General features: G+C 62.8%; 21 protein-coding genes. 15 read left to right on the top strand and 6 right to left on the bottom strand.

Annotated elements, in window-relative coordinates; translation table 11 throughout:
- Positions 1-5: 5 nt before the first annotated feature.
- Both NKH22_RS04060 and NKH22_RS04065 read right to left on the bottom strand, forming a co-directional pair.
- Positions 6-524: an A24 family peptidase gene (locus tag NKH22_RS04060; RefSeq protein WP_023699481.1), complete on the bottom strand. Its 519-nt coding sequence runs from the start codon at positions 522-524 to the stop codon at positions 6-8.
- Positions 525-735: 211 nt separating this feature from the next.
- Positions 736-924 carry a Flp family type IVb pilin gene (locus NKH22_RS04065; protein ID WP_023688723.1) on the bottom strand — a complete coding sequence of 63 codons (189 nt, stop codon included), beginning with the start codon at positions 922-924 and terminating at the stop codon, positions 736-738.
- Between the two features lie 347 nt (positions 925-1,271).
- Between NKH22_RS04065 and NKH22_RS04070 the strand changes: the two genes are divergently transcribed.
- From NKH22_RS04070 to NKH22_RS04080, 3 genes are all read left to right on the top strand, one after another.
- A complete protein-coding gene (locus tag NKH22_RS04070) occupies positions 1,272-1,694 on the top strand; it encodes a pilus assembly protein N-terminal domain-containing protein (protein ID WP_023681988.1) in 423 nt (140 codons plus the stop codon).
- 154 nt (positions 1,695-1,848) lie between these two features.
- Positions 1,849-2,466, top strand: a complete 618-nt coding sequence (locus NKH22_RS04075) for a TadE/TadG family type IV pilus assembly protein (protein WP_050587055.1) — start codon at positions 1,849-1,851, stop codon at positions 2,464-2,466.
- A gap of 30 nt (positions 2,467-2,496) precedes the next feature.
- Entirely contained in the window at positions 2,497-3,132 is a 636-nt protein-coding gene (locus NKH22_RS04080; protein ID WP_023821537.1) for a TadE/TadG family type IV pilus assembly protein, read from the top strand.
- Between the two features lie 25 nt (positions 3,133-3,157).
- Here NKH22_RS04080 and NKH22_RS04085 read toward each other — a convergent pair whose 3' ends face one another.
- Positions 3,158-4,111 (bottom strand): PhnD/SsuA/transferrin family substrate-binding protein, encoded by a 954-nt coding sequence (locus NKH22_RS04085; RefSeq protein WP_023821536.1) that lies wholly within the window; start codon positions 4,109-4,111, stop codon positions 3,158-3,160.
- Between the two features lie 176 nt (positions 4,112-4,287).
- On the opposite strand from NKH22_RS04085, the gene NKH22_RS04090 reads away from it, so the two are divergent.
- From NKH22_RS04090 to NKH22_RS04140, 11 genes are all read left to right on the top strand, one after another.
- Positions 4,288-5,526 (top strand): phosphopentomutase, encoded by a 1,239-nt coding sequence (locus tag NKH22_RS04090; RefSeq protein ID WP_023821535.1) that lies wholly within the window; start codon positions 4,288-4,290, stop codon positions 5,524-5,526.
- Positions 5,519-6,409, top strand: a complete 891-nt coding sequence (gene mutM, locus NKH22_RS04095; protein WP_023821534.1) for a bifunctional DNA-formamidopyrimidine glycosylase/DNA-(apurinic or apyrimidinic site) lyase — start codon at positions 5,519-5,521, stop codon at positions 6,407-6,409. The genes NKH22_RS04090 and mutM overlap by 8 nt, the downstream gene beginning before the upstream one ends.
- A 40-nt stretch (positions 6,410-6,449) precedes the next feature.
- The gene (locus NKH22_RS04100; RefSeq protein WP_023745278.1) at positions 6,450-7,223 is read left to right on the top strand and encodes an enoyl-CoA hydratase; all 774 of its coding nucleotides are present in this window, start codon (positions 6,450-6,452) and stop codon (positions 7,221-7,223) included.
- 159 nt (positions 7,224-7,382) lie between these two features.
- Positions 7,383-7,649, top strand: coding sequence for a 30S ribosomal protein S20 (gene rpsT / locus NKH22_RS04105; RefSeq protein ID WP_023681995.1), 267 nt, complete (start codon positions 7,383-7,385; stop codon positions 7,647-7,649).
- Between the two features lie 843 nt (positions 7,650-8,492).
- On the top strand, positions 8,493-10,037 hold the full coding sequence (gene dnaA, locus NKH22_RS04110) for a chromosomal replication initiator protein DnaA (RefSeq protein WP_031198220.1): 1,545 nt from the start codon (positions 8,493-8,495) through the stop codon (positions 10,035-10,037).
- Positions 10,038-10,314: 277 nt separating this feature from the next.
- Positions 10,315-11,433: a DNA polymerase III subunit beta gene (dnaN, locus tag NKH22_RS04115; RefSeq protein ID WP_023692569.1), complete on the top strand. Its 1,119-nt coding sequence runs from the start codon at positions 10,315-10,317 to the stop codon at positions 11,431-11,433.
- A gap of 59 nt (positions 11,434-11,492) precedes the next feature.
- Positions 11,493-12,638 carry a DNA replication/repair protein RecF gene (recF, locus tag NKH22_RS04120; RefSeq protein ID WP_023692570.1) on the top strand — a complete coding sequence of 382 codons (1,146 nt, stop codon included), beginning with the start codon at positions 11,493-11,495 and terminating at the stop codon, positions 12,636-12,638.
- 31 nt (positions 12,639-12,669) lie between these two features.
- A complete protein-coding gene (locus NKH22_RS04125) occupies positions 12,670-13,422 on the top strand; it encodes a molybdopterin-synthase adenylyltransferase MoeB (RefSeq protein ID WP_023692571.1) in 753 nt (250 codons plus the stop codon).
- A 4-nt stretch (positions 13,423-13,426) separates the two neighbouring features.
- A complete protein-coding gene (locus tag NKH22_RS04130; RefSeq protein WP_023692572.1) occupies positions 13,427-13,915 on the top strand; it encodes a GNAT family N-acetyltransferase in 489 nt (162 codons plus the stop codon).
- Positions 13,912-15,165 (top strand): aconitase X, encoded by a 1,254-nt coding sequence (locus NKH22_RS04135; protein ID WP_023692573.1) that lies wholly within the window; start codon positions 13,912-13,914, stop codon positions 15,163-15,165. Before NKH22_RS04130 ends, NKH22_RS04135 begins: the two co-directional genes overlap by 4 nt.
- The gene (locus NKH22_RS04140; RefSeq protein WP_023692574.1) at positions 15,162-15,575 is read left to right on the top strand and encodes an aconitase X swivel domain-containing protein; all 414 of its coding nucleotides are present in this window, start codon (positions 15,162-15,164) and stop codon (positions 15,573-15,575) included. The genes NKH22_RS04135 and NKH22_RS04140 overlap by 4 nt, the downstream gene beginning before the upstream one ends.
- A 9-nt stretch (positions 15,576-15,584) precedes the next feature.
- On the opposite strand, the gene NKH22_RS04145 is transcribed toward NKH22_RS04140, so the two are convergent.
- Positions 15,585-16,586 carry a 2-hydroxyacid dehydrogenase gene (locus NKH22_RS04145; RefSeq protein ID WP_352909005.1) on the bottom strand — a complete coding sequence of 334 codons (1,002 nt, stop codon included), beginning with the start codon at positions 16,584-16,586 and terminating at the stop codon, positions 15,585-15,587.
- Positions 16,587-16,743: 157 nt separating this feature from the next.
- On the opposite strand from NKH22_RS04145, the gene NKH22_RS04150 reads away from it, so the two are divergent.
- Positions 16,744-17,301: an SH3 domain-containing protein gene (locus tag NKH22_RS04150; RefSeq protein ID WP_023669569.1), complete on the top strand. Its 558-nt coding sequence runs from the start codon at positions 16,744-16,746 to the stop codon at positions 17,299-17,301.
- A 13-nt stretch (positions 17,302-17,314) separates the two neighbouring features.
- On the opposite strand, the gene NKH22_RS04155 is transcribed toward NKH22_RS04150, so the two are convergent.
- On the bottom strand, positions 17,315-17,674 hold the full coding sequence (locus NKH22_RS04155) for a DUF4260 domain-containing protein (protein WP_352909007.1): 360 nt from the start codon (positions 17,672-17,674) through the stop codon (positions 17,315-17,317).
- 10 nt (positions 17,675-17,684) lie between these two features.
- The gene (gene irrA / locus NKH22_RS04160; protein WP_023692578.1) at positions 17,685-18,116 is read right to left on the bottom strand and encodes an iron response transcriptional regulator IrrA; all 432 of its coding nucleotides are present in this window, start codon (positions 18,114-18,116) and stop codon (positions 17,685-17,687) included.
- Positions 18,117-18,356 lie beyond the last annotated feature (240 nt).

An 18,356-nucleotide genomic window follows, 5' to 3' on the forward strand; every position in this document is an offset into this window, starting at 1 on the left:
CTACATCAGGTCGCCAACCTTGCCAATGCCCATTCCATCAAGGGCGAATCGGGATAGGTCAGCAGCCCGCCAATGCCGAGTGCGATGCCATAGGGAACGCCATTCATCTCGTCGGCGAAATGGCGCAGGACCGGATTGTGACTGGTGTAGGTCGCCAGCGGCGATTTCCGATAGAAGAGAATGGCGAGCGTCAGCATGCCACCGATGAACGTCGAAGCGACGAGGTAATTGACAAGGTGAATGTTGAGCCCCATCCAGATGGACGTGGCTGCCAAAAGCTTGGCATCGCCTCCGCCCATGCCGCCGAGCGCAAACAGACCGAAAGTCACGGCCAGCACCAGGCCGCCGGCGGCGAAATGCCAGCCGTAAGTTGCCCAGTCCATACCCGTCAGTGGCGCAACCACGGCAAAGACGGCCACAAGCAGCGCCGGCACCCGATTGGAGATTGTCATCGACAGCGCGTCGGAGATCGCCGCAAAAAGCATGCAAAACGGAAAGACAACGAAGATCAGTGCGTTGAGCATCGGTCTCTCATGGTTGGAAAGGCAACGATGGCTGCAGGTTAGGCGGCTTGGGTTAAGGATTGGTGAGTTCTGCTCATCCGGGCCAAATCCTGGGAAATGTCAGCACGCTAAGCGGCGCAGCAAGACCAAAGCCAAACGATCTTCAAAAGACAAAAGGGCCGCCAGCGAGGCGGCCCTTCCAGTCTACCCGTCGAAACAGGATGCTAGATCATTACTTACAAGCAGCGTTCGTCGGATCCTTCACGCAATCCGCGATGGTCGTGAACTTGGCGTTCAGGGCATTGCCGAGCTGACCAGCGCCAACCATGATGGCAAGCGCGATGAGAGCGGCGATCAGACCGTATTCGATAGCGGTCGCGCCGGATTCGTCCTTCGCGAAACGTGCGATGAGATTAGACATTCGAGAGCTCCTACTCCACGTGTTACAGCACTTCCGTCAACTTCTGTGGTGGTTGATCGGATGCTGCCAATCTACGGAGAAGCTCTTTCAATCGGCTTAATAAACAGCCTTACCGATTCCTTTCCCGCTCCGAACAGCTTGCGTGGTTAACCGTAAACTAAACGCTGGACAGTAGCTCGCCTGCCCGTGAAGAGCTGTAATTTCACGGCTATCGGCAGGATGCATTGTTATATTAGCTGGCAGCAGGATTGGTGCGAATACCCCGGCGCCGGTCAAGGGTTTAACCGTTGGTTCACCAATCTCCTTCATGTTTCTTTGAACAAGTTTTGCCGCCGTGGAGCGCCTTGATGACTGCCATGAAATCGTCATTCCTGCTTGTCGCGCTTCTCGCCGTCCCGGCTTTTGTGCTGCCGGCCAAGGCCGGAGCCGGCATCGAAGTGACGATGAATCAGGCCAAGATCGTCAAACTGACACGCCCCGCCGACACGATAGTCGTCGGCAATCCGGCGATTGCCGACGCCTCCGTCCAGGATGCATCGACGATCGTACTGACTGGCAAGGGGTTCGGCGTCACCAATCTGGTTGTCCTCGACCACGATGGCAGCCCGATCGTCGACGAGCAGGTGACCGTGGTGCGCCAGGACGCGTCGTCCGTGCGTATCTACAGGCGCGCCTCGGTACAGACCATGTCCTGCACGCCCTATTGCGAAAGCTCGTACAAGAGCGACTCGGAAAAGTCGTCCGAAGCCGAGATGAGCGCTGGGCAGTAAGCGCCTCAGTTGGCTCGATTGTCTCGGGAAAGCCGCGTCGGTTAGCGGCCGGTTAATGTCGCCTGGTCGAATTTAACGGTCATTCAAACCGGAGCTAAATGGGTTCTTGATAGTGGTGCTGACGGCACCGCATCAGGATCGGCAGGAACGGGATATGGGCGACGTTTTGGACGAGGATTCAGAACGCGAGATCTGCAAGGCCAAGGCAGGGCGCGTGACGTTTGCCCGTCGTTTCCTTCGTGATCGGCGCGGCAGCACGGCGATAGAATTCGCGATGCTTGCGTTACCGTTTGCGGCTCTCGTCTTCGCCATCCTCGAGAGCTGCGTTTCATTTGCCGGACAGGAGGTGATGGCCAACATCACCGATGATATCGCCCGTCAGTTGCGTACTGGCCAGTTGAGGCAAGCCGATGTGACGGAAGAGAAGCTGAAGGGCTTGGTCTGCGCCAGACTCGAGATCATTGTCGCGAAGGGTTGCCCCGGTTTGCTGGTGGATCTGCGCCCGTTCAAGACCTTTGCCGGGGCAGCCAGTGCGGGTTTCACGATTTCCGGCTCGACCATCACGCTGACGGGCAAGGATCCGGATACAGGCAAGGACCCGGCTTTCGGGACCCCTACAATAGGTCCGGCAGAATCAAAAAACATGCTGCGGGTCTTTTACCCTTGGCCGGTCATGACCGATTTCATGGCTCAATACATGTCGAATATGGATGGCGGCAAGACTCTGCATTACGCGACGACAACGTGGCAGAACGAGCCATTCGACAACTGAAATTGCACGTGTAAGCAAAAGGAAAAGTGCATGTTTCGTGCGGGGGCACATCCGGGGATGTCGGTTAGCTGGAAGAGAGCGGCGCGGTTTTTTTCCGATCGGCGCGGCATAGCGGCCGTCGAGTTTGCCCTCATCGTGCCTGTCTTGCTGATCATGTATTTCATTACCATGGAGGCCTCGCAAGCCATCGAGGCCAGCAAGAAGGTCAGCCGCATCAGCTCCATGGTTGCCGACCTCGTCACGCAGCAGACGTCGGTGGTCAACGCAGATCTCACCGACATCATGAAGATCGGAAACTCCAGCCTTCAGCCTTACAACCGCTCGGTCGCCAACATCTCCATTACGGCAATCGACATCAGAACCGACCCGAACAATCCGACACCGCAAGCAAAGGTGGCGTGGTCCTGGAGCGTGCTGGATGGGAAGACTGGCCGCGACTCCAACCCGACAACTTCCACCACCGTCCCGGCGACGCTCAATGTTGCGGGGACTTTCCTCATTCGTGTCAAAACCACTCTAGCATACCAACCGATCATCTCCTGGTCGGAAGGCTCCGAAAAGCCGCTCGGATTTATCTCGGCCTTCAACGAAGGCAAGATAACGATGAGCGAAACCTACTATCTCAGGCCGCGCCGGGCCACGTCGATCCCCTGCAGCAATTGCTGAAGCAGTTCTACCCATTCAACCCGGTTCATTGCGCGCTGCTGTCGGTGCTGGCTGACACCAGGCGCACGATGGAAGCGGCCATCGCATAGTCACTCGCAGCGGCGAGCGCGAACCCTCCCGAATGTCTCGATTCCACGAAATCGTAGACTTCCGGCGACTGCGATCTGAGATTGGTGAGGAAGACGGTCAGTCGGCGTTTGGCTTCGGGGTCGAGATCGCTGCGGACGGCGTGAGGGCCGTATCTGAGCACGCCGGAGGTCCAGATGATCTGGAGCGCGGCTTCTGGAATGCCCGCCGCCTCCAGTCGCGCCGCCGTGCCGTCCGGATCAGCCGGCTGATCGCCAGCAATCCCCGTCCGGTTTTCCGCCGTGGCCCGCTCCCAGCCGAACACGGCATCGGCCTGGCCATCGACCAGCATCGCTTCTGCGGCAGCAGCCGAGCCGGCATGAGCGAGGAATGGCGCATTCTGGCTGATCTTGATGCCGTCGGCCGCCAGCCCGGCGAGCGGTAGAAGCGAACCGCCGACATTGCCGGACGGCGCCATGGCGATGCGGTGCGTTTCCAGGGCCGCGAGATCGGAAAGCCTGCCGTCGCGCGTCAAAAGCACGGAGCGGATGCCCGTGGCACCGTCGGCATCGACCGGCGCCACAAGAGGTTCGACGCAGGCGCAGCGCTCCGAGGCGGTGGCGTAGGCGGTCGCCGAATAGACCGCGTACTGAATCCGGCCATTGGCCTGTGCCTCTATCAGCGCCGCATAGTCATGCGCGACGACGAATTCCACCTTCATGCCGAGCGCCTTGCCGTAGGCGTCAGTCAGCAAGGCCAGACCCGGAACCGTGTTGCCGGCGCCCGGGTCGGCAACGATGCCGATGCGAAACGTGCCGATCTGGTCGCGCCAGTCGGCGTGCGCGGCGAGCTGCGAGGCCAGGAGCGCTACAGTGGTCGCCAGTGCACTCCAACCGAGGTCAGCCCGTCTCATCGATCCATGCCCCGCACACCGTTTCCTTGAAGCGCATCGCATGTCTCAAGGATGCGTACAGCGCGCCTGCCCGACCTCGCGACCATCGCGTCAGGCCGTTGCCGCCTGGTTTACGATTTGCCAATGCCGCGACGGGACCTTATGTCTGGTCAACCAGACTGGCAATGACGGCACCGATGTCACGCGCTTTCCTCTTCGTTCTCGATTCTTTCGGCATTGGCGGCGCCGCCGATGCCGAACGCTATGGCGACGCCGGCTCGAACACGTTCGGACATATCGCGCTGGCCTGCGCGGAAGCCCGCGCCGATCGCGAGGGCCTGCGCGAGGGACCGCTGAAGGTGCCCACCATGGTTTCGCTCGGTCTCGGCCGCGCAGCAGAAACCGCAACCGGCTTCCAATTCGACAGCAAAACCGCTGTTTCAGCCTCCGCTTTCCACGGCGCCGCGCAGGAAATTTCGAGCGGCAAGGATACGCCGTCGGGTCACTGGGAAATCGCCGGGCTGCCCGTGCGGTTCGACTGGGGCTATTTCCCGGATAGGGTGCCCGCCTTCCCTGCCGAACTGACCGAAGCGATGATCCGCGAGGGTAAGGTGCCGGGCATCCTCGGCAACTGCCATGCACCCGGCACGGAGATCATCGAGCGCTTCGGCGAGGAGCATATCCGCACCGGCCAGCCGATCTGCTACACCTCGGTCGATTCCGTCCTGCAGATAGCAGCGCACGAAGTTCATTTCGGCCTGGAGCGGCTCTACGAGTTCTGCAAGACGGTACGCCGGCTGGTCGATCCGCTGAAAATCGGACGGGTGATCGCACGGCCTTTCCTGGGCGAAACATCAGCCACGTTCGAGCGCACCTACAACCGCCATGACTACGCCGTGCCGCCGCCTGAGCCGACGCTGCTCGACCGCTTGACCGGGCGCGGCAGCCGGGTGATCGCGGTCGGCAAGATCGGCGACATCTTCGCCCACCGCGGTATCTCGGAAGTACGCAAGGCGCCCGGCAACATGGCAATGTTCGACAAGGCGCTGGGCGCGATGGACGATGCCGGCGACGGCGACCTGGTGTTCGCCAATTTCGTCGACTTCGACACCGAGTTCGGCCATCGCCGCGACGTCGCCGGCTATGCTGCGGCGCTCGAAGCCTTCGACCGCCGGCTACCGGAGGCACTGGCAAAGCTGAAGCCGGGCGATCTGCTCATCCTCACCGCCGACCATGGCAACGATCCGACATGGCGTGGCACCGACCACACGCGCGAACGCGTCCCGGTCATCGGCACCGCACCAGGTCTCACGGGCGGCGACATCGGGCTCAGGACCACCTTCGCCGATATCGGCGAGACGGTCGCCGAACACCTCAAGCTGGCGCGCGGCCGCCACGGCGCTTCCTTCCATGCAGCGATAGGCGGCCATGCCTGAACTGCCCGAGGTCGAAACGGTCCGGCGCGGGCTGCAGCCGGTTCTGGAAAGCGCGCGCATCGTGCGCGTCGAGGCGCGCCGGCCCGATCTCAGATTTCCGTTTCCGGCGAAATTTGCGCTGCGGCTGACCGGCAAGACCGTCACCGCGCTTGGCCGCCGCGCCAAATATCTCACCATACACCTGGACGGTGGCCCGGTGCTGATCTGCCATCTCGGCATGTCGGGCTCGTTCCGCATCGAGACCGCCGATGACAAAGAGACGCCCGGCACGTTCCATCAAGAGCGCTCGAAGAAAGCCAAGCACGACCATGTGGTGTTCCATGTCTTGTCGCCTGTCGGCGTCCAGTCTCGCGTGGTCTTCAACGACCCGCGTCGCTTCGGCTTCATGCTGTTTGCGGAAGGCCTGGCCGAGGCGCATCCGATGCTGGCGGGACTGGGCGTCGAGCCGACCGGCAATGCGCTGGAAGGCGCCCTGCTCGCCTCGCTGCTGAAGGGCCGCAGATCGCCGTTGAAGGCGGCGCTGCTCGACCAGAAGCTGATTGCCGGGCTCGGCAATATCTATGTGTCGGAAGCGCTGTGGCGCGCCGGCCTGTCGCCATTGCGCGAGGCAGGCACCATCGCCGGGACCAGCAAGAAGGCCAAGGAACAGAGCGAACGACTGGCCGAGGCAATCCGTTCGGTGATCGCCGATGCGATCGCCGCCGGCGGGTCTTCGCTGCGCGACTATGTGCACACAGACGGGTCGCTGGGCTATTTCCAGCATTCCTTCGCGGTCTACGATCGCGAAGGCGAGCCCTGTCCGACGCCCGGCTGTCGCGGCCACATCGAGCGCATCGTGCAAAGCGGCCGCTCGACCTTTTATTGCCGGACCTGCCAGCGGTAAGCTAGACGGTCCTTCAGTGCCGCAACCAGGAGGCCAGCCCATGAGCTATGAAACCATCATCGTCGAGACGCGCGGCAAGGTCGGCCTGATCACGCTGAACCGGCCCAAGGCGCTGAACGCGCTGAACGCGCAGGTGCTGGCGGATTTGCTGACGGCGGCAAAGGGGTTCGACGCCGATCCCGGCATCGGCGCCATGGTCATCACCGGTTCCGAGAAGGCTTTTGCGGCGGGCGCCGACATCAAGGAAATGCAGGCCGTCACCTACGCGGAGGCCTATGTGCAGGATTTCTTCGTCGGCTGGGAAGAGTTTACCCGCACCCGCAAGCCGATGATCGCGGCGGTCGCCGGCTATGCACTGGGCGGCGGCTGCGAACTGGCGATGATGTGCGATTTCATCATTGCCGCCGACACGGCGAAATTCGGCCAGCCCGAAATCACGCTCGGCGTCATTCCTGGCATGGGCGGGTCGCAACGGCTGACCCGCTTTGTCGGCAAGTCGAAGGCCATGGACATGTGCCTGACCGGACGGATGATGGATGCCGCCGAAGCCGAGCGCAGCGGCCTGGCGTCGCGCGTCGTGCCGGCCGGCGAGTTGATCGAGGAGGCGATGAAGGCCGCGGCCAGGATATCAGAGTTTTCGCTGCCATCGGTGATGATGGCCAAGGAGGCAGTCAACCGCGCCTACGAGACGACGCTGGCGGAGGGACTGCGCTTCGAACGCCGGCTGTTCCACTCGCTGTTTGCGCTCGACGACCAGAAGGAAGGGATGGCCGCCTTTGCCGAGAAGCGGAAGCCGAATTTCACCAATCGCTAGAGTGGCGGCGGCGAGGACCAAAAAGAAGCCAAAGCGGCGTTGACGCGCCGGAAAAGCTGAACTATAAGCCGCTCCAACCGAGGCGGCCGTTGGCTGCCCGTTTGTTTTTTGCGCCCTGCGGCATCCCGCATGCGCCCACCAGATCAGAAGAGAGGCATCATGGCCAATACCTCCTCGGCCAAAAAGGCAACGCGCAAGATCGCCCGCCGCGCAGCGATCAACAAGAACCGCCGCTCGCGCGTGCGTACATATGTCCGCCAGGTCGAAGAGGCACTGGCTGCCGGCGACAAGGCAGCCGCGCTGGAAGCCTTCAAGACCGCAGAGCCGGAATTGATGCGCGCCGCGACCAAGGGCGTGATCCATAAGAATACGGCATCGCGCAAGGTGTCGCGTCTGGCTCACCGCCTCAAGGTGCTGTCGGCCTGATCGACCGTTCCTGAACTGTCGTTCTTTCAAACCCGGCCAATCGCGCCGGGTTTTTTCGTTTGCCGGCACTTAAAAAGAACGGCCGCAAAGCACGCCCGAGCCGCATTCCAGAGTCTGGAATGCTTTGCCGGCACATACACTCCCACTGATATTCCAATCCGCCGAAACGGCCCACGCCAATAAATTTGGCTGTCACAAATTGCTGATATTTTTCAACGACTTGCTGGAAGTGATCCACAGCTTGTTCACATCGCCTGTGGGCGATAGGCAGCAAGTTGGTGTCAAGCGAATTATTTCAGAAAATTTCAAACCGCACAGCCATTTTCATATTCGCGGCAAAAGGGTTTGAATCCCAATGGCTTTGTCAAAATATGCGCTTCCAGCACGGAGCCCGAACCGTTGTTCACTAACCAGATTCCTTAAAAATCCGTTAGAGGTGGCCTTGCCCTATCCACAGCGATTTCGGTAATGTCGATCTATCGAAAGGGACGGGCCATTAGCCCTTAACCCAGCCTGAATCGGCCAGCTAACAGTGGCAGAATTCATGACGTGGATCAATTCCGCGAACGGGTATGGCTTGCCTTTTCGATACGATAGGGGACTGGCGTAATTGTACATGGCAGCTTGATGGCGCACCGGCGTTTTCGCCGGGTAGCACCGCTTTGCCCGAACATGTCAGACGGACTGGCCTTAAGCAGCCGGGACCGATCCCATTCTGGCGAGGCAACGTCATCCGCCGGCGGCGGCGGTGGTGTTGTAGCGAAGATACGGTCGCCGGAAACATGGGTGCAGGAGGCGCACTCCCGGCGGAAAAAAGGTACAAAGGAAAAGGGACGCACAATCATGCAGAGCGGCATCGAGCGGGAGCTTACAGGCGACCTGCCATTTCCCGGAACATTGATCGGAGCGCACGATATGGCGGCTTCCAACGACGCGGAACAGAAGTTCGACCGGGTCAAGGCCCAGTTGAAGGCGCGCCTGGGAACCGAGGTCTATTCGAGCTGGTTCGGCCGTATGAAGGTGGCTGAGGCTTCCCGGGGCATTGTACGCATCTCGGTGCCCACGGCCTTCCTGCGCTCGTGGATCAATGGCCATTATCTCGATCTCATCGCCGATCTGTGGAAGCACGAGGATCCCGAAATCCTCAAGATCGAGATGGTCGTGCGCACCGCGACCCGTCCGGCCCGCAATGGCGTCGAACCCGAGGTCGTGCCGGCGCGCAAGATGACCAAGCATACGCAGACCGCATTGGCGGCCGGCACGGTCGGCCCCGGCAGGATGGAGCGGGCGCCCGCCCCTCGTCCCGGCACGCCGATCGAGAGCGAATTCCGGCACAATGTGCTGGGGTCGCCGCTCGACCCGCGCTACACGTTCGGCTCCTTCATCGAAGGCCCGTCGAACCGGGTGGCTTTCGCCGCAGCCAAAGCCGTGGCGGAATCGCAGTCGAGCGCGGTGCGCTTCAACCCGCTGTTCCTTCATGCAACCGTCGGGCTCGGCAAGACGCACCTTTTGCAGGCGATTGCGGCCGAATCCCTGAAACAGAACCCGAAATCGCGCGTCGTCTATCTGACGGCCGAATATTTCATGTGGCGCTTCGCCACCGCGATCCGCGACAACAATGCGCTGACGCTGAAGGAACAGCTGCGCGACATCGACCTCTTGATCATCGACGACATGCAGTTCCTGCAGGGCAAGTCGATCCAGCACGAATTCTGCCATCTCATCAACATGCTGCTCGACAGCGCCAAGCAAGTGGTGGTTGCCGCCGACCGGCCGCCGTCGGAACTGGAATCGCTGGAACCGCGGGTGCGCTCGCGCCTCAATGGCGGTGTCGCGCTGGAAATGTCGGCGCCGGACTTCGCCATGCGCATCGGCATGCTCAAGCTGCGGCTTGCCACGGCCAAAGTCGACGATGCGTCGCTCAATATTTCGGAGGAGATCCTCAACCATGTCGCCCGTACCGTCACCGGCAGCGGGCGTGAGCTGGAAGGCGCGTTCAACCAACTGCTGTTTCGTCAGTCGTTCGAGCCGGCGATCACCATCGACCGCATCGACGAGATCCTGGGGCACATCTATCGCTCTGGCGAGCCGAAGCGGGTGCGCATCGAGGACATCCAGCGCATCGTGGCGCGCCACTACAATGTGTCGAAGACCGAGTTGCTGTCCAACCGGCGCACGCGCACCATCGTGAAGCCCAGGCAGGTCGCCATGTACCTGTCGAAGGTATTGACGCCGCGCTCGCTGCCGGAGATCGGCCGGCGGTTCGGCGGGCGCGACCACACCACGGTGCTGCATGCGGTGCGCAAGATCGAGGACCTTTCCGGCGTCGACAACACGCTGGCGCAGGAACTGGAACTGTTGCGCAGGCTGATCAACGACCAAGCCTGATCGGCGCGGCAAACGGTCGTCGCGCTTTAAATTTTCTTGTTTTGATGCATGTCGTTGTCCCAAAACCGCTGCGCAGTTTTCGGCGACATGCATCGGTTGCCGGCCAACGTCCGCTTTATCCCCAGAAAGCCCGCTTAACCGGCGCGAACCGGTGGCCCGGACTTGCGTTTGCTGGCTTTTTCCTGTCAGTTTGCATAGATTCTGAGCCTGTTCAGACCTTTCGCGGGGCGCCGCCCACTGGTGACCCGTCCATTCATTCAAGCGAGCCTGTTTCGTCATGCGTGTTATCCTGGAACGGTCCAATCTCCTGAAGTCGCTCAACCACGTTCATCGCGTGGTCGAGCGGCGCAATACCATACCGATCCTGTCGAACGTGCTGCTCAGCGCCGAGGGCGCCAGCCTTGAAATGAAAGCCACCGACCTCGACCTCGAAGTGACCGAGGCGACACCCGCAAAGGTCGAGCGCGGCGGGGCGACGACGGTTCCCGCGCACCTGCTCTACGACATCGTGCGAAAACTGGCCGACGGCGCCGAAGTGATGCTGAAGACCGACGAGGACGGCAATGCCATGACGGTGACGTCAGGCCGCTCGAGCTTTCGCCTTCAGTGCCTGCCGCAGTCCGATTTTCCCGAGCTTTCGGCCGGATCCTTCTCGCATATCTTCCGGCTCGATTCCGTCGCCTTGAGAGGCCTGATCGAGAAGACCCAGTTCGCCATCTCCACCGAGGAGACGCGCTACTATCTGAACGGCATCTACCTGCACACGCATGAAGCCGGCGGCAAGCTGAAGCTCCGTTCAGTGGCAACCGACGGCCATCGCCTGGCGCGCGCCGAAATCGACGCCCCGGCTGGTTCCGAAGGCATGCCGGGCATCATCATTCCGCGCAAGACGGTCAGCGAACTGCAGAAGCTGGTCGACGATCCGGATGTCGCTGTCACCACCGAATTGTCCGACACCAAGATCCGCTTCACCATCGGCAGCGTGGTTTTGACCTCGAAGCTGATCGACGGCACCTTCCCCGACTATCAGCGCGTCATCCCGACCGGCAACGACAAGAAGCTGATCATCGACCGCCAGAGCTTTGCCGCCGCTGTCGATCGCGTCTCGACGATTTCCTCCGAACGCGGCCGCGCGGTGAAGCTTTCGATCGCCGAGGGCCAGGTCACGCTGGCCGTCAACAATCCGGATTCGGGCAGCGCCACCGAAGAACTGGCCGCCGACTATTCGTCCGACCCGATCGAGATCGGCTTCAATGCGAAGTATCTGCTCGACGTCGCCGCCCAGCTGACCGGCACGGAAGCGAAGTTCATGCTGGCCGATGCCGGTTCGCCAACGCTGATCCACGACATGGCCGACGAGACCGCGCTCTACGTGCTGATGCCGATGCGGGTGTAGCCGCGCTGCGGCAAACCTTCGGCGCGACGATTGCGGCGACTTCTACAGGCGGATAGCGGTTGCGCGAGCAAAACCACATAAGTAAGCTAACACTTACTAATTTCCGCAACTATGCGGCGCTCTCGATCGACTTTTCCCCGGGCGCCGTGGTGTTTTCCGGCGACAATGGCGCCGGCAAGACCAATCTCCTGGAAGCCATATCCCTGCTGACGCCCGGTCGCGGCCTGCGCCGCGCGCCCTATGCCGACGTCGCGCGCGAAGGTGGCGATGGCGGTTTTGCGCTGCATGCAAGGCTAGACGGGCCTGAGGGACAGGTCGAGATCGGCACCGGTGTCACCGGTGGCGAGGCCACCGGCGAGGGCGGCCGCAAGGTGCGCATCAATGGTGCGCCGGCGCGCTCGGCCGATGCCATGCTGGAGTGGCTGCGCGTCGTCTGGCTGACGCCGGCCATGGACGGCCTGTTTCCCGGTCCGGCCGCAGACCGGCGGCGCTTTCTCGACCGGCTGGTGCTGGCGATCGATCCCGGCCACGGCCAGCGGGCGCTCGACTATGAGAAGGCGATGCGCGGTCGTAACCGATTGCTTACGGAAGGCTCGCGCGACGGCGCTTGGTTCGACGCCATCGAGATGCAGATGGCAGAGACCGGTGTGGCGATCGCCGCGGCGCGTGCCGAACTGGTGCGCCTGCTCGCCGCCATGATCGACAGGCTGCCCAGCAGCGGGCCGTTTCCGCTAGCTGATATCAGCCTCTCCGGAGATCTCGAAAGCGACGTCGCCACAGCACCCGCCGTGGATGTCGAGGAACGCTATCGCGCCGCCCTCGCCGATGGCCGGGAGCGCGATCGCGCCGCCGGACGCACGCTGGACGGCCCGCACCGTTCCGATCTCCTCGTGCGCCACCGCCCGAAGGCGATGCCGGCCGAACTCTGCTCGACCGGCGAGCAGAAGGCGCTGCTGGTCGGCATCGTGCTGTCGCATGCGAGGCTTACGGGCGAGATGTCGGGGATGACGCCGATCCTGCTGCTCGACGAGATCGCCGCCCATCTCGACGCCGGCCGGCGCGCCGCACTGTTCTCAATCCTGGAAGAGCTGAACTGCCAGGCCTTCATGACCGGAACCGACGCGGCGTTGTTTTCCAGCCTCAGGGGACGCGCGCAGTTCCTGACGGTCGTCCACGGCACGGTTGGGCCAACCGAAGGCTCCTGACAAGATTTTCCCACCGCTATATGCTCCGGCAATGACTGCCGCCCTCACCGACGAAGAGCTCGAGCGCTATGCGCGCCACATTGTGCTGCCGGAAATCGGCGGCGCCGGCCAGCAGAGGCTGAAGCGGGCGCGTGTACTGGTGATAGGCGCCGGCGGGCTCGGCGCGCCAGTGTTGGAATATCTCGCCGCCGCCGGCGTCGGTACGCTCGGCATCGTCGACGATGACACCGTTTCGCTGTCCAACCTGCAACGGCAGGTGATCCACGCCACCGACACGATCGGCACGGCAAAGACCGGCAGCGCCAAGGCGGCGATCGCCCGGATCAATCCCCACGTCGCGGTGGAACTGCACGATTTCAGGCTGACGGCCGACAACGCCGCTGCTCTCATTGCACGCTACGACATCGTCGTCGACGGCTCCGACAATTTCGAGACGCGCTATGTCGTGGCCGATGCCTGCGCGGCGGAGAAGCGGCCGCTGGTGCATGCGGCGGTCGGCCGCTTTGACGGCTCGGTAACCGTCTTGATGCCGTTCGCGACCGGCGCCGACGGCAGGCCGAACCCAGGCTATCGCGATCTGTTCCCCGAGGCACCGCCTGAAGGGCTGGTGCCGTCCTGCGCCGTTGCCGGCGTCGTTGGCGCGCTGACCGGCGTCGTGGGCACGCTGCAGGCGATGGAAGCGATCAAGCTGATCACCGGCATCGGCGAACCGCTGGTCGGCCGGCTGCTGCTCTACGATGCGCTGTCGGCGCGCTTCGATACGATCCGCTACAAGAGAAACTGAGCGCATGGATCAGCCCGCCGGCGTTTTGGTCACGCGGCTTGCCCCCGGCTTCGATCGCTGGGACGAACTGCTCAGCTTGATCATGCAGGCCTTTGCGCCAATGGACGGCGTCATAGACCCGCCATCCTCGGCGCATCTGCTGAGCGCCGAAAGCCTCCGAGACAAAGCCAGCCAGGAGACGGTGTTCCTGGCGCTGCAGGATGACAGGATCGCCGGCTGCGTCTTCGCCTCGGAAAGGGACGCTGACTTCTATGTCGGCAAGCTCGCCATCCAGCCTGAGCTCCAGGGGCGAGGCATCGGCCGGCGGCTGATGCAGGCTGCCGAGGATCTTGCCCGCAGCCGCAACAAGTCAGCCATCGAACTCCAGACCCGGGTCGAACTCACCGCAAACCACGCGACCTTCGCCCGTCTCGGCTTTCGCGAAACCGCACGCACCGCACATCAGGGCTATGACCGGCCGACTTCGATCACCATGCGCAAGGAGCTCAAGTGAGCCTCGCCCTCAGCGCGCAGGAGCAGGCAATCGCCTCCGGCCACGACGGAGCGGCGATGGCGATGCGCATCGTTGCCGAAAGCGCTGCGCTGCTTGGCGCGCCGCGGCTGATCCCGATCGCCTCGACGCATATAGACGGCGCGCTCTATCACGGCGATTCCGGCACGCTGTTTGCCGAAAGGCTGGTCGAGGGCGGCGCGCGCGTTGCCGTGCGTTCGACGCTCAATGTCGGCGCGCTCGATTTGATGGGCTGCTCGCGCGTGCGCCTCGAAGAGCCGGCGCGCGGCATGGCCCGGCGGATGATGGAGGCCTACCGCAAACTGGGCTGCGAGCAGAGCTGGACCTGCGCGCCCTATCAGGCTGGCCACAGGCCGGCGCTTGGCAGCGATGTCGCCTGGGGTGAATCCAACGCCGTGGTGTTCTGCAATTCGGTGCTGGGCGCGCGCACCAACCGCTATGGCGATTTCCTCGACATTGCCTGCGCCATATCGGGCCGCGCGCCTTATTACGGCCTGCACCGCGTCGAGAACCGGCAGGCCAGGCTGGTGTTCGACGTCTCCGGCCTGTCCGCCTCGTTCCTTGATTCGGAGATCGCCTGGCCGGTGCTGGGCAGCCTCTATGGCCGCGAGGTGGGTAGTGCCGTCGGCGTCGTCACCGGCATCTCCCACCATCCCGGCGAGGACGCGCTGAAAGCCTTCGGCGCGGCAGCGGCATCGTCGGGCGCAGTCGGCCTCTTCCACATTGCCGGCGTGACGCCCGAGGCGCCCGACGCCGAGACCATCCTGACCAGCGGCAGGTCGGAAACGGTGATCCGCGTCACGCCGGAAATGGCCGCCAAAGCCCGCGCGGGCCTGTCAACGGCAGCCACGCAAACCGTCATCGATGCGGTAGCGATCGGCAGTCCGCATCTGTCGGCGGCCGAATTCAAAGCGCTGGAGCAGTTGATCGGCGGGCGGCGGCTGCGCGTCCCGATTTACGCCTGCACCGGCCGGCACGTGCTGACAACGCTGGAACAGAGCGGACAGCGCAAGACGCTTGAGGCCAGCGGCGTGATCATCGTCGCCGACACCTGCGTTGTGGTGACGCCGATCCTGCCGGAGCTTGCCGGCGGTGTACTGATGACCAATTCGGGAAAATTCGCGCAATACGCGCCGGGCAATATCGGTTACGCCGTGCTTTACGGCTCGCTGGCCGACTGCGTCGAAAGCGCGGTTGCCGGTAAACCAAGGTTTACGGATATCGCCGCATGAGCGCCGTCGCCGAAATCCTGGTGCAGGGCAGCGGTGGCGAAGGCGTCGCACTGGTGCTGACCGCCCCGATCAGCTTCTGGGGCGGCGTCGATCCGAAGAGCGGCCGTATCGCCGATGTCCGCCACCCGCAACATGGCGAGACCATTGCCGGACGCGTGCTGTTCCTGCCGGGCACGATCGGCTCGTCCTCGGCCTCCGCCGTGCTGATGGAACTGGTCCACAATGGCCATGCACCGGCGGCACTCGTGCTGCACGAGCCGGACGCGATCCTGCTGCTGGGGCTGATCGTTGCCAGGGAAATGGGCTGGCGGACGCCGCTGGCGCTCAGGCTCGGACGCGATGCGTTTGAGGCCTACCGTGGCAAGCATGTAAGTGTGGCTGAGGACGGCGCCCTTACAAGCGCCGCCTGATCGCTTATCTCACGTCCGCAGCGGCAGCACGCGGTCCGGCGGACGGTGGCCGTCGAAGAAAGCGCGGATGTTGATGATCACCTTCTCGCCCATGTCGATGCGGCCTTCGAGCGTCGCCGAGCCCATATGCGGCAACAGCACGACCTTGTTCTTGGCGGCGAGCTTCAGCAGCTTCGAGTTCAGCGCCGGCTCGTGCTCGTAGACGTCGAGGCCGGCGCCGGCGATCTTGCCGTCCTGGATCAGCTTGACCAGGGACTCCTCGTCGATGATGTCGCCGCGTGCGGTGTTTACGATGTAAGCTGTGGGTTGCAGCAACGCCAAGCGCCGCGCTGACAGCAAATGAAAAGTCGCCGGGGTGGACGGGCAATTGACCGAGATGATGTCCATGCGGGCAAGCATCTGGTCGAGGCTTTCCCAATAGGTCGCCTCCAGCCCTTCCTCGACCGCCGGCAGCACGCGATGGCGGTTGTGGTAGTGGATCGACAGGCCGAAGGCCTTGGCGCGTCTCGCCACCGCGGTGCCGATGCGGCCCATGCCGACAATGCCGAGGCGCTTGCCCCAGATGCGCCGGCCGAGCATCCAGGTCGGCGACCAGCCGGCCCATTTCTTGTCGCTGGTCAGCACGGCGGCGCCTTCCGCCAGCCGTCGCGGCACAGCCAGCATCAGCGCCATGGTCATATCGGCGGTGTCTTCGGTCAGCACGTTCGGCGTGTTGGTGACGGTGATGCCTTTCTTGGCCGCCGCCGCCACGTCGATCTTGTCGACACCATTGCCGAAATTGGCGATCAGCTTGAGGTTGTCGCCGGCCTGGGCAATCAGCGCCTCGTCTATCTGGTCGGTGATGGTCGGCACCAGCACGTCGGCTTCCTTGATCGCCGCGACCAACTCCGGCTGCGTCATCGGGCGGTCCTCGACAATCAGCCTGGCGTCGAAGAGTTCGCGCATGCGGGTCTCGACCGGATCGGGCAGCTTGCGCGTGATGACGACGAGAGGCCGTTTTTTGCCTGCCATTGTTTCCTCGAACCCGATCTCGTTGAGACCTCTTTAACCAAGACAGGCGAAACTGAATACCGGTCGCGGTGCCTGCCACTCCTGTAACAAGCGGTGCCGCCGAAGACAAAGAAAAAGGGGCGCCCGGACCAAAGGGCACGCGCCGAAAGGAATGAAAGTGTCTGGTTTCGCGTCGCTTCGCCTGATCCTCAGCGCAGCGCTTCTCGGCGCTCTCCTGCATTCCCCGCAAGCCGCGGCGCAAGGAGCCGCGGCACCTGTGCAGACGGTCACGCTCGGGCCGAGCGGCCTGCCGCTGCCGCGTTTCGTCAGCCTGAAATCGGCTCGCGTCAACTCGCGCGTTGGCCCCGGCGCCAACTATTCCGTCGACTGGATGTACACAAAGGCCGGCCTGCCGATGGAAATCATCCAGGAATTCGATACCTGGCGGCGCGTGCGCGATGCCGATGGCTCGGAGGGTTGGATCAACCAGTCGCTGCTGTCCGGCCGCCGGACCGCGATCGTCGCCCCCTGGCAACGCACCAAAGGTGGCCGAATCAATCTGCTCGACGATGCGGACAAGGACGCCAGCGTCATCGCCATCATCGAGCCGGGCGTTACGGGCACGATCAAAACCTGCGATGGCCAGTGGTGCGAAATGACCTTCGACGGCCACACCGGCTGGATCGCCCAGTCGCAGGTGTGGGGCGCCTATCCCGGCGAGCACGTCAAGAATTGAGATTGCTGGAGGCCTAACGGCCGATACGGCCGAGATGGGTGTCCTGAAAACCGGTCGACAGTTTGAGACCGTAGCCGAGCGCGCGGTCGATGGCGATGTGGATGATCCAGATCAGACCAATAGCGGTCGCCGTCGAATTGGCCAGAACATATCCGGCGAGCGCCAGAAAAAGCGGGACAATCAGGATGTGCAAAGCGTTGTAGGCGACGGCGCCGACACGCGGCCCGGCGAGATAGCCCAGCATCGACAGGTCAGGCGCCAGGATGAGCAGGGCAAACAGCCACCAGGAAACGCCTGACACAGCATAGAAGACGATCGCCACCACCGCGACCGCAACCCATTCGAGCCGGATAGCAAGATCGACAGGTTTCATGGGGTGCAGCTTAAACGCTGCGTTTGGGGCGCAGCCTCACCACGATGTCGACATTGGCGATCTCCATGCCTGCGGGTGGCTCCGGCAGGTTGGAAACGGTCACCGGACCGCTTTCGATGTCGAAGATCCGGTTTTCGCCTTCGATGTAGAAATGATGGTGATCGGAGGTGTTGGTGTCGAAATAGGTCTTCGACCCCTCGACCGCCAGGATGCGCAGCAGGCCGGCCTGGGTGAACTGGTGAAGCGCGTTGTAGACGGTGGCAAGCGAAACCGGCACGCCGGCGGCGATCGCCTCCTCATGCAGTTCCTCGGCCGAAAGGTGGCGGTCGCCCTTGGCAAACAGCAGATCGGCCAGCGCAATGCGCTGGCGCGTCGGCCTCAGGCCGGCTTCGCGAACCCGCTTGTCCACAGCGACATTTTCCTTCCGGCAGCCCAGATCCATCTATCCGTCCAAGCCCACAGTTCTGCCTCAAGACACGCCCAGAGTGGCGAAAAAACGTCATCGACCGAAACTGGATACCTCTCGACATATATTCTGTTGGCCGAATGCGATCAATAGAGCGACATGCGTCCAGTTGGACGCACTAAGTGCGCTCTATCACTTTTTGGCGTCGCATCGTGCTTTCCGGAAAATCGAAATCGATTTCCGGCCGATGCGAGAGCGCGCATTGACCCGGGCAGA

Origin of the sequence: Mesorhizobium sp. M1252 (assembly GCF_040318265.1) — a bacterium.
GTDB lineage: Bacteria > Pseudomonadota > Alphaproteobacteria > Rhizobiales > Rhizobiaceae > Mesorhizobium.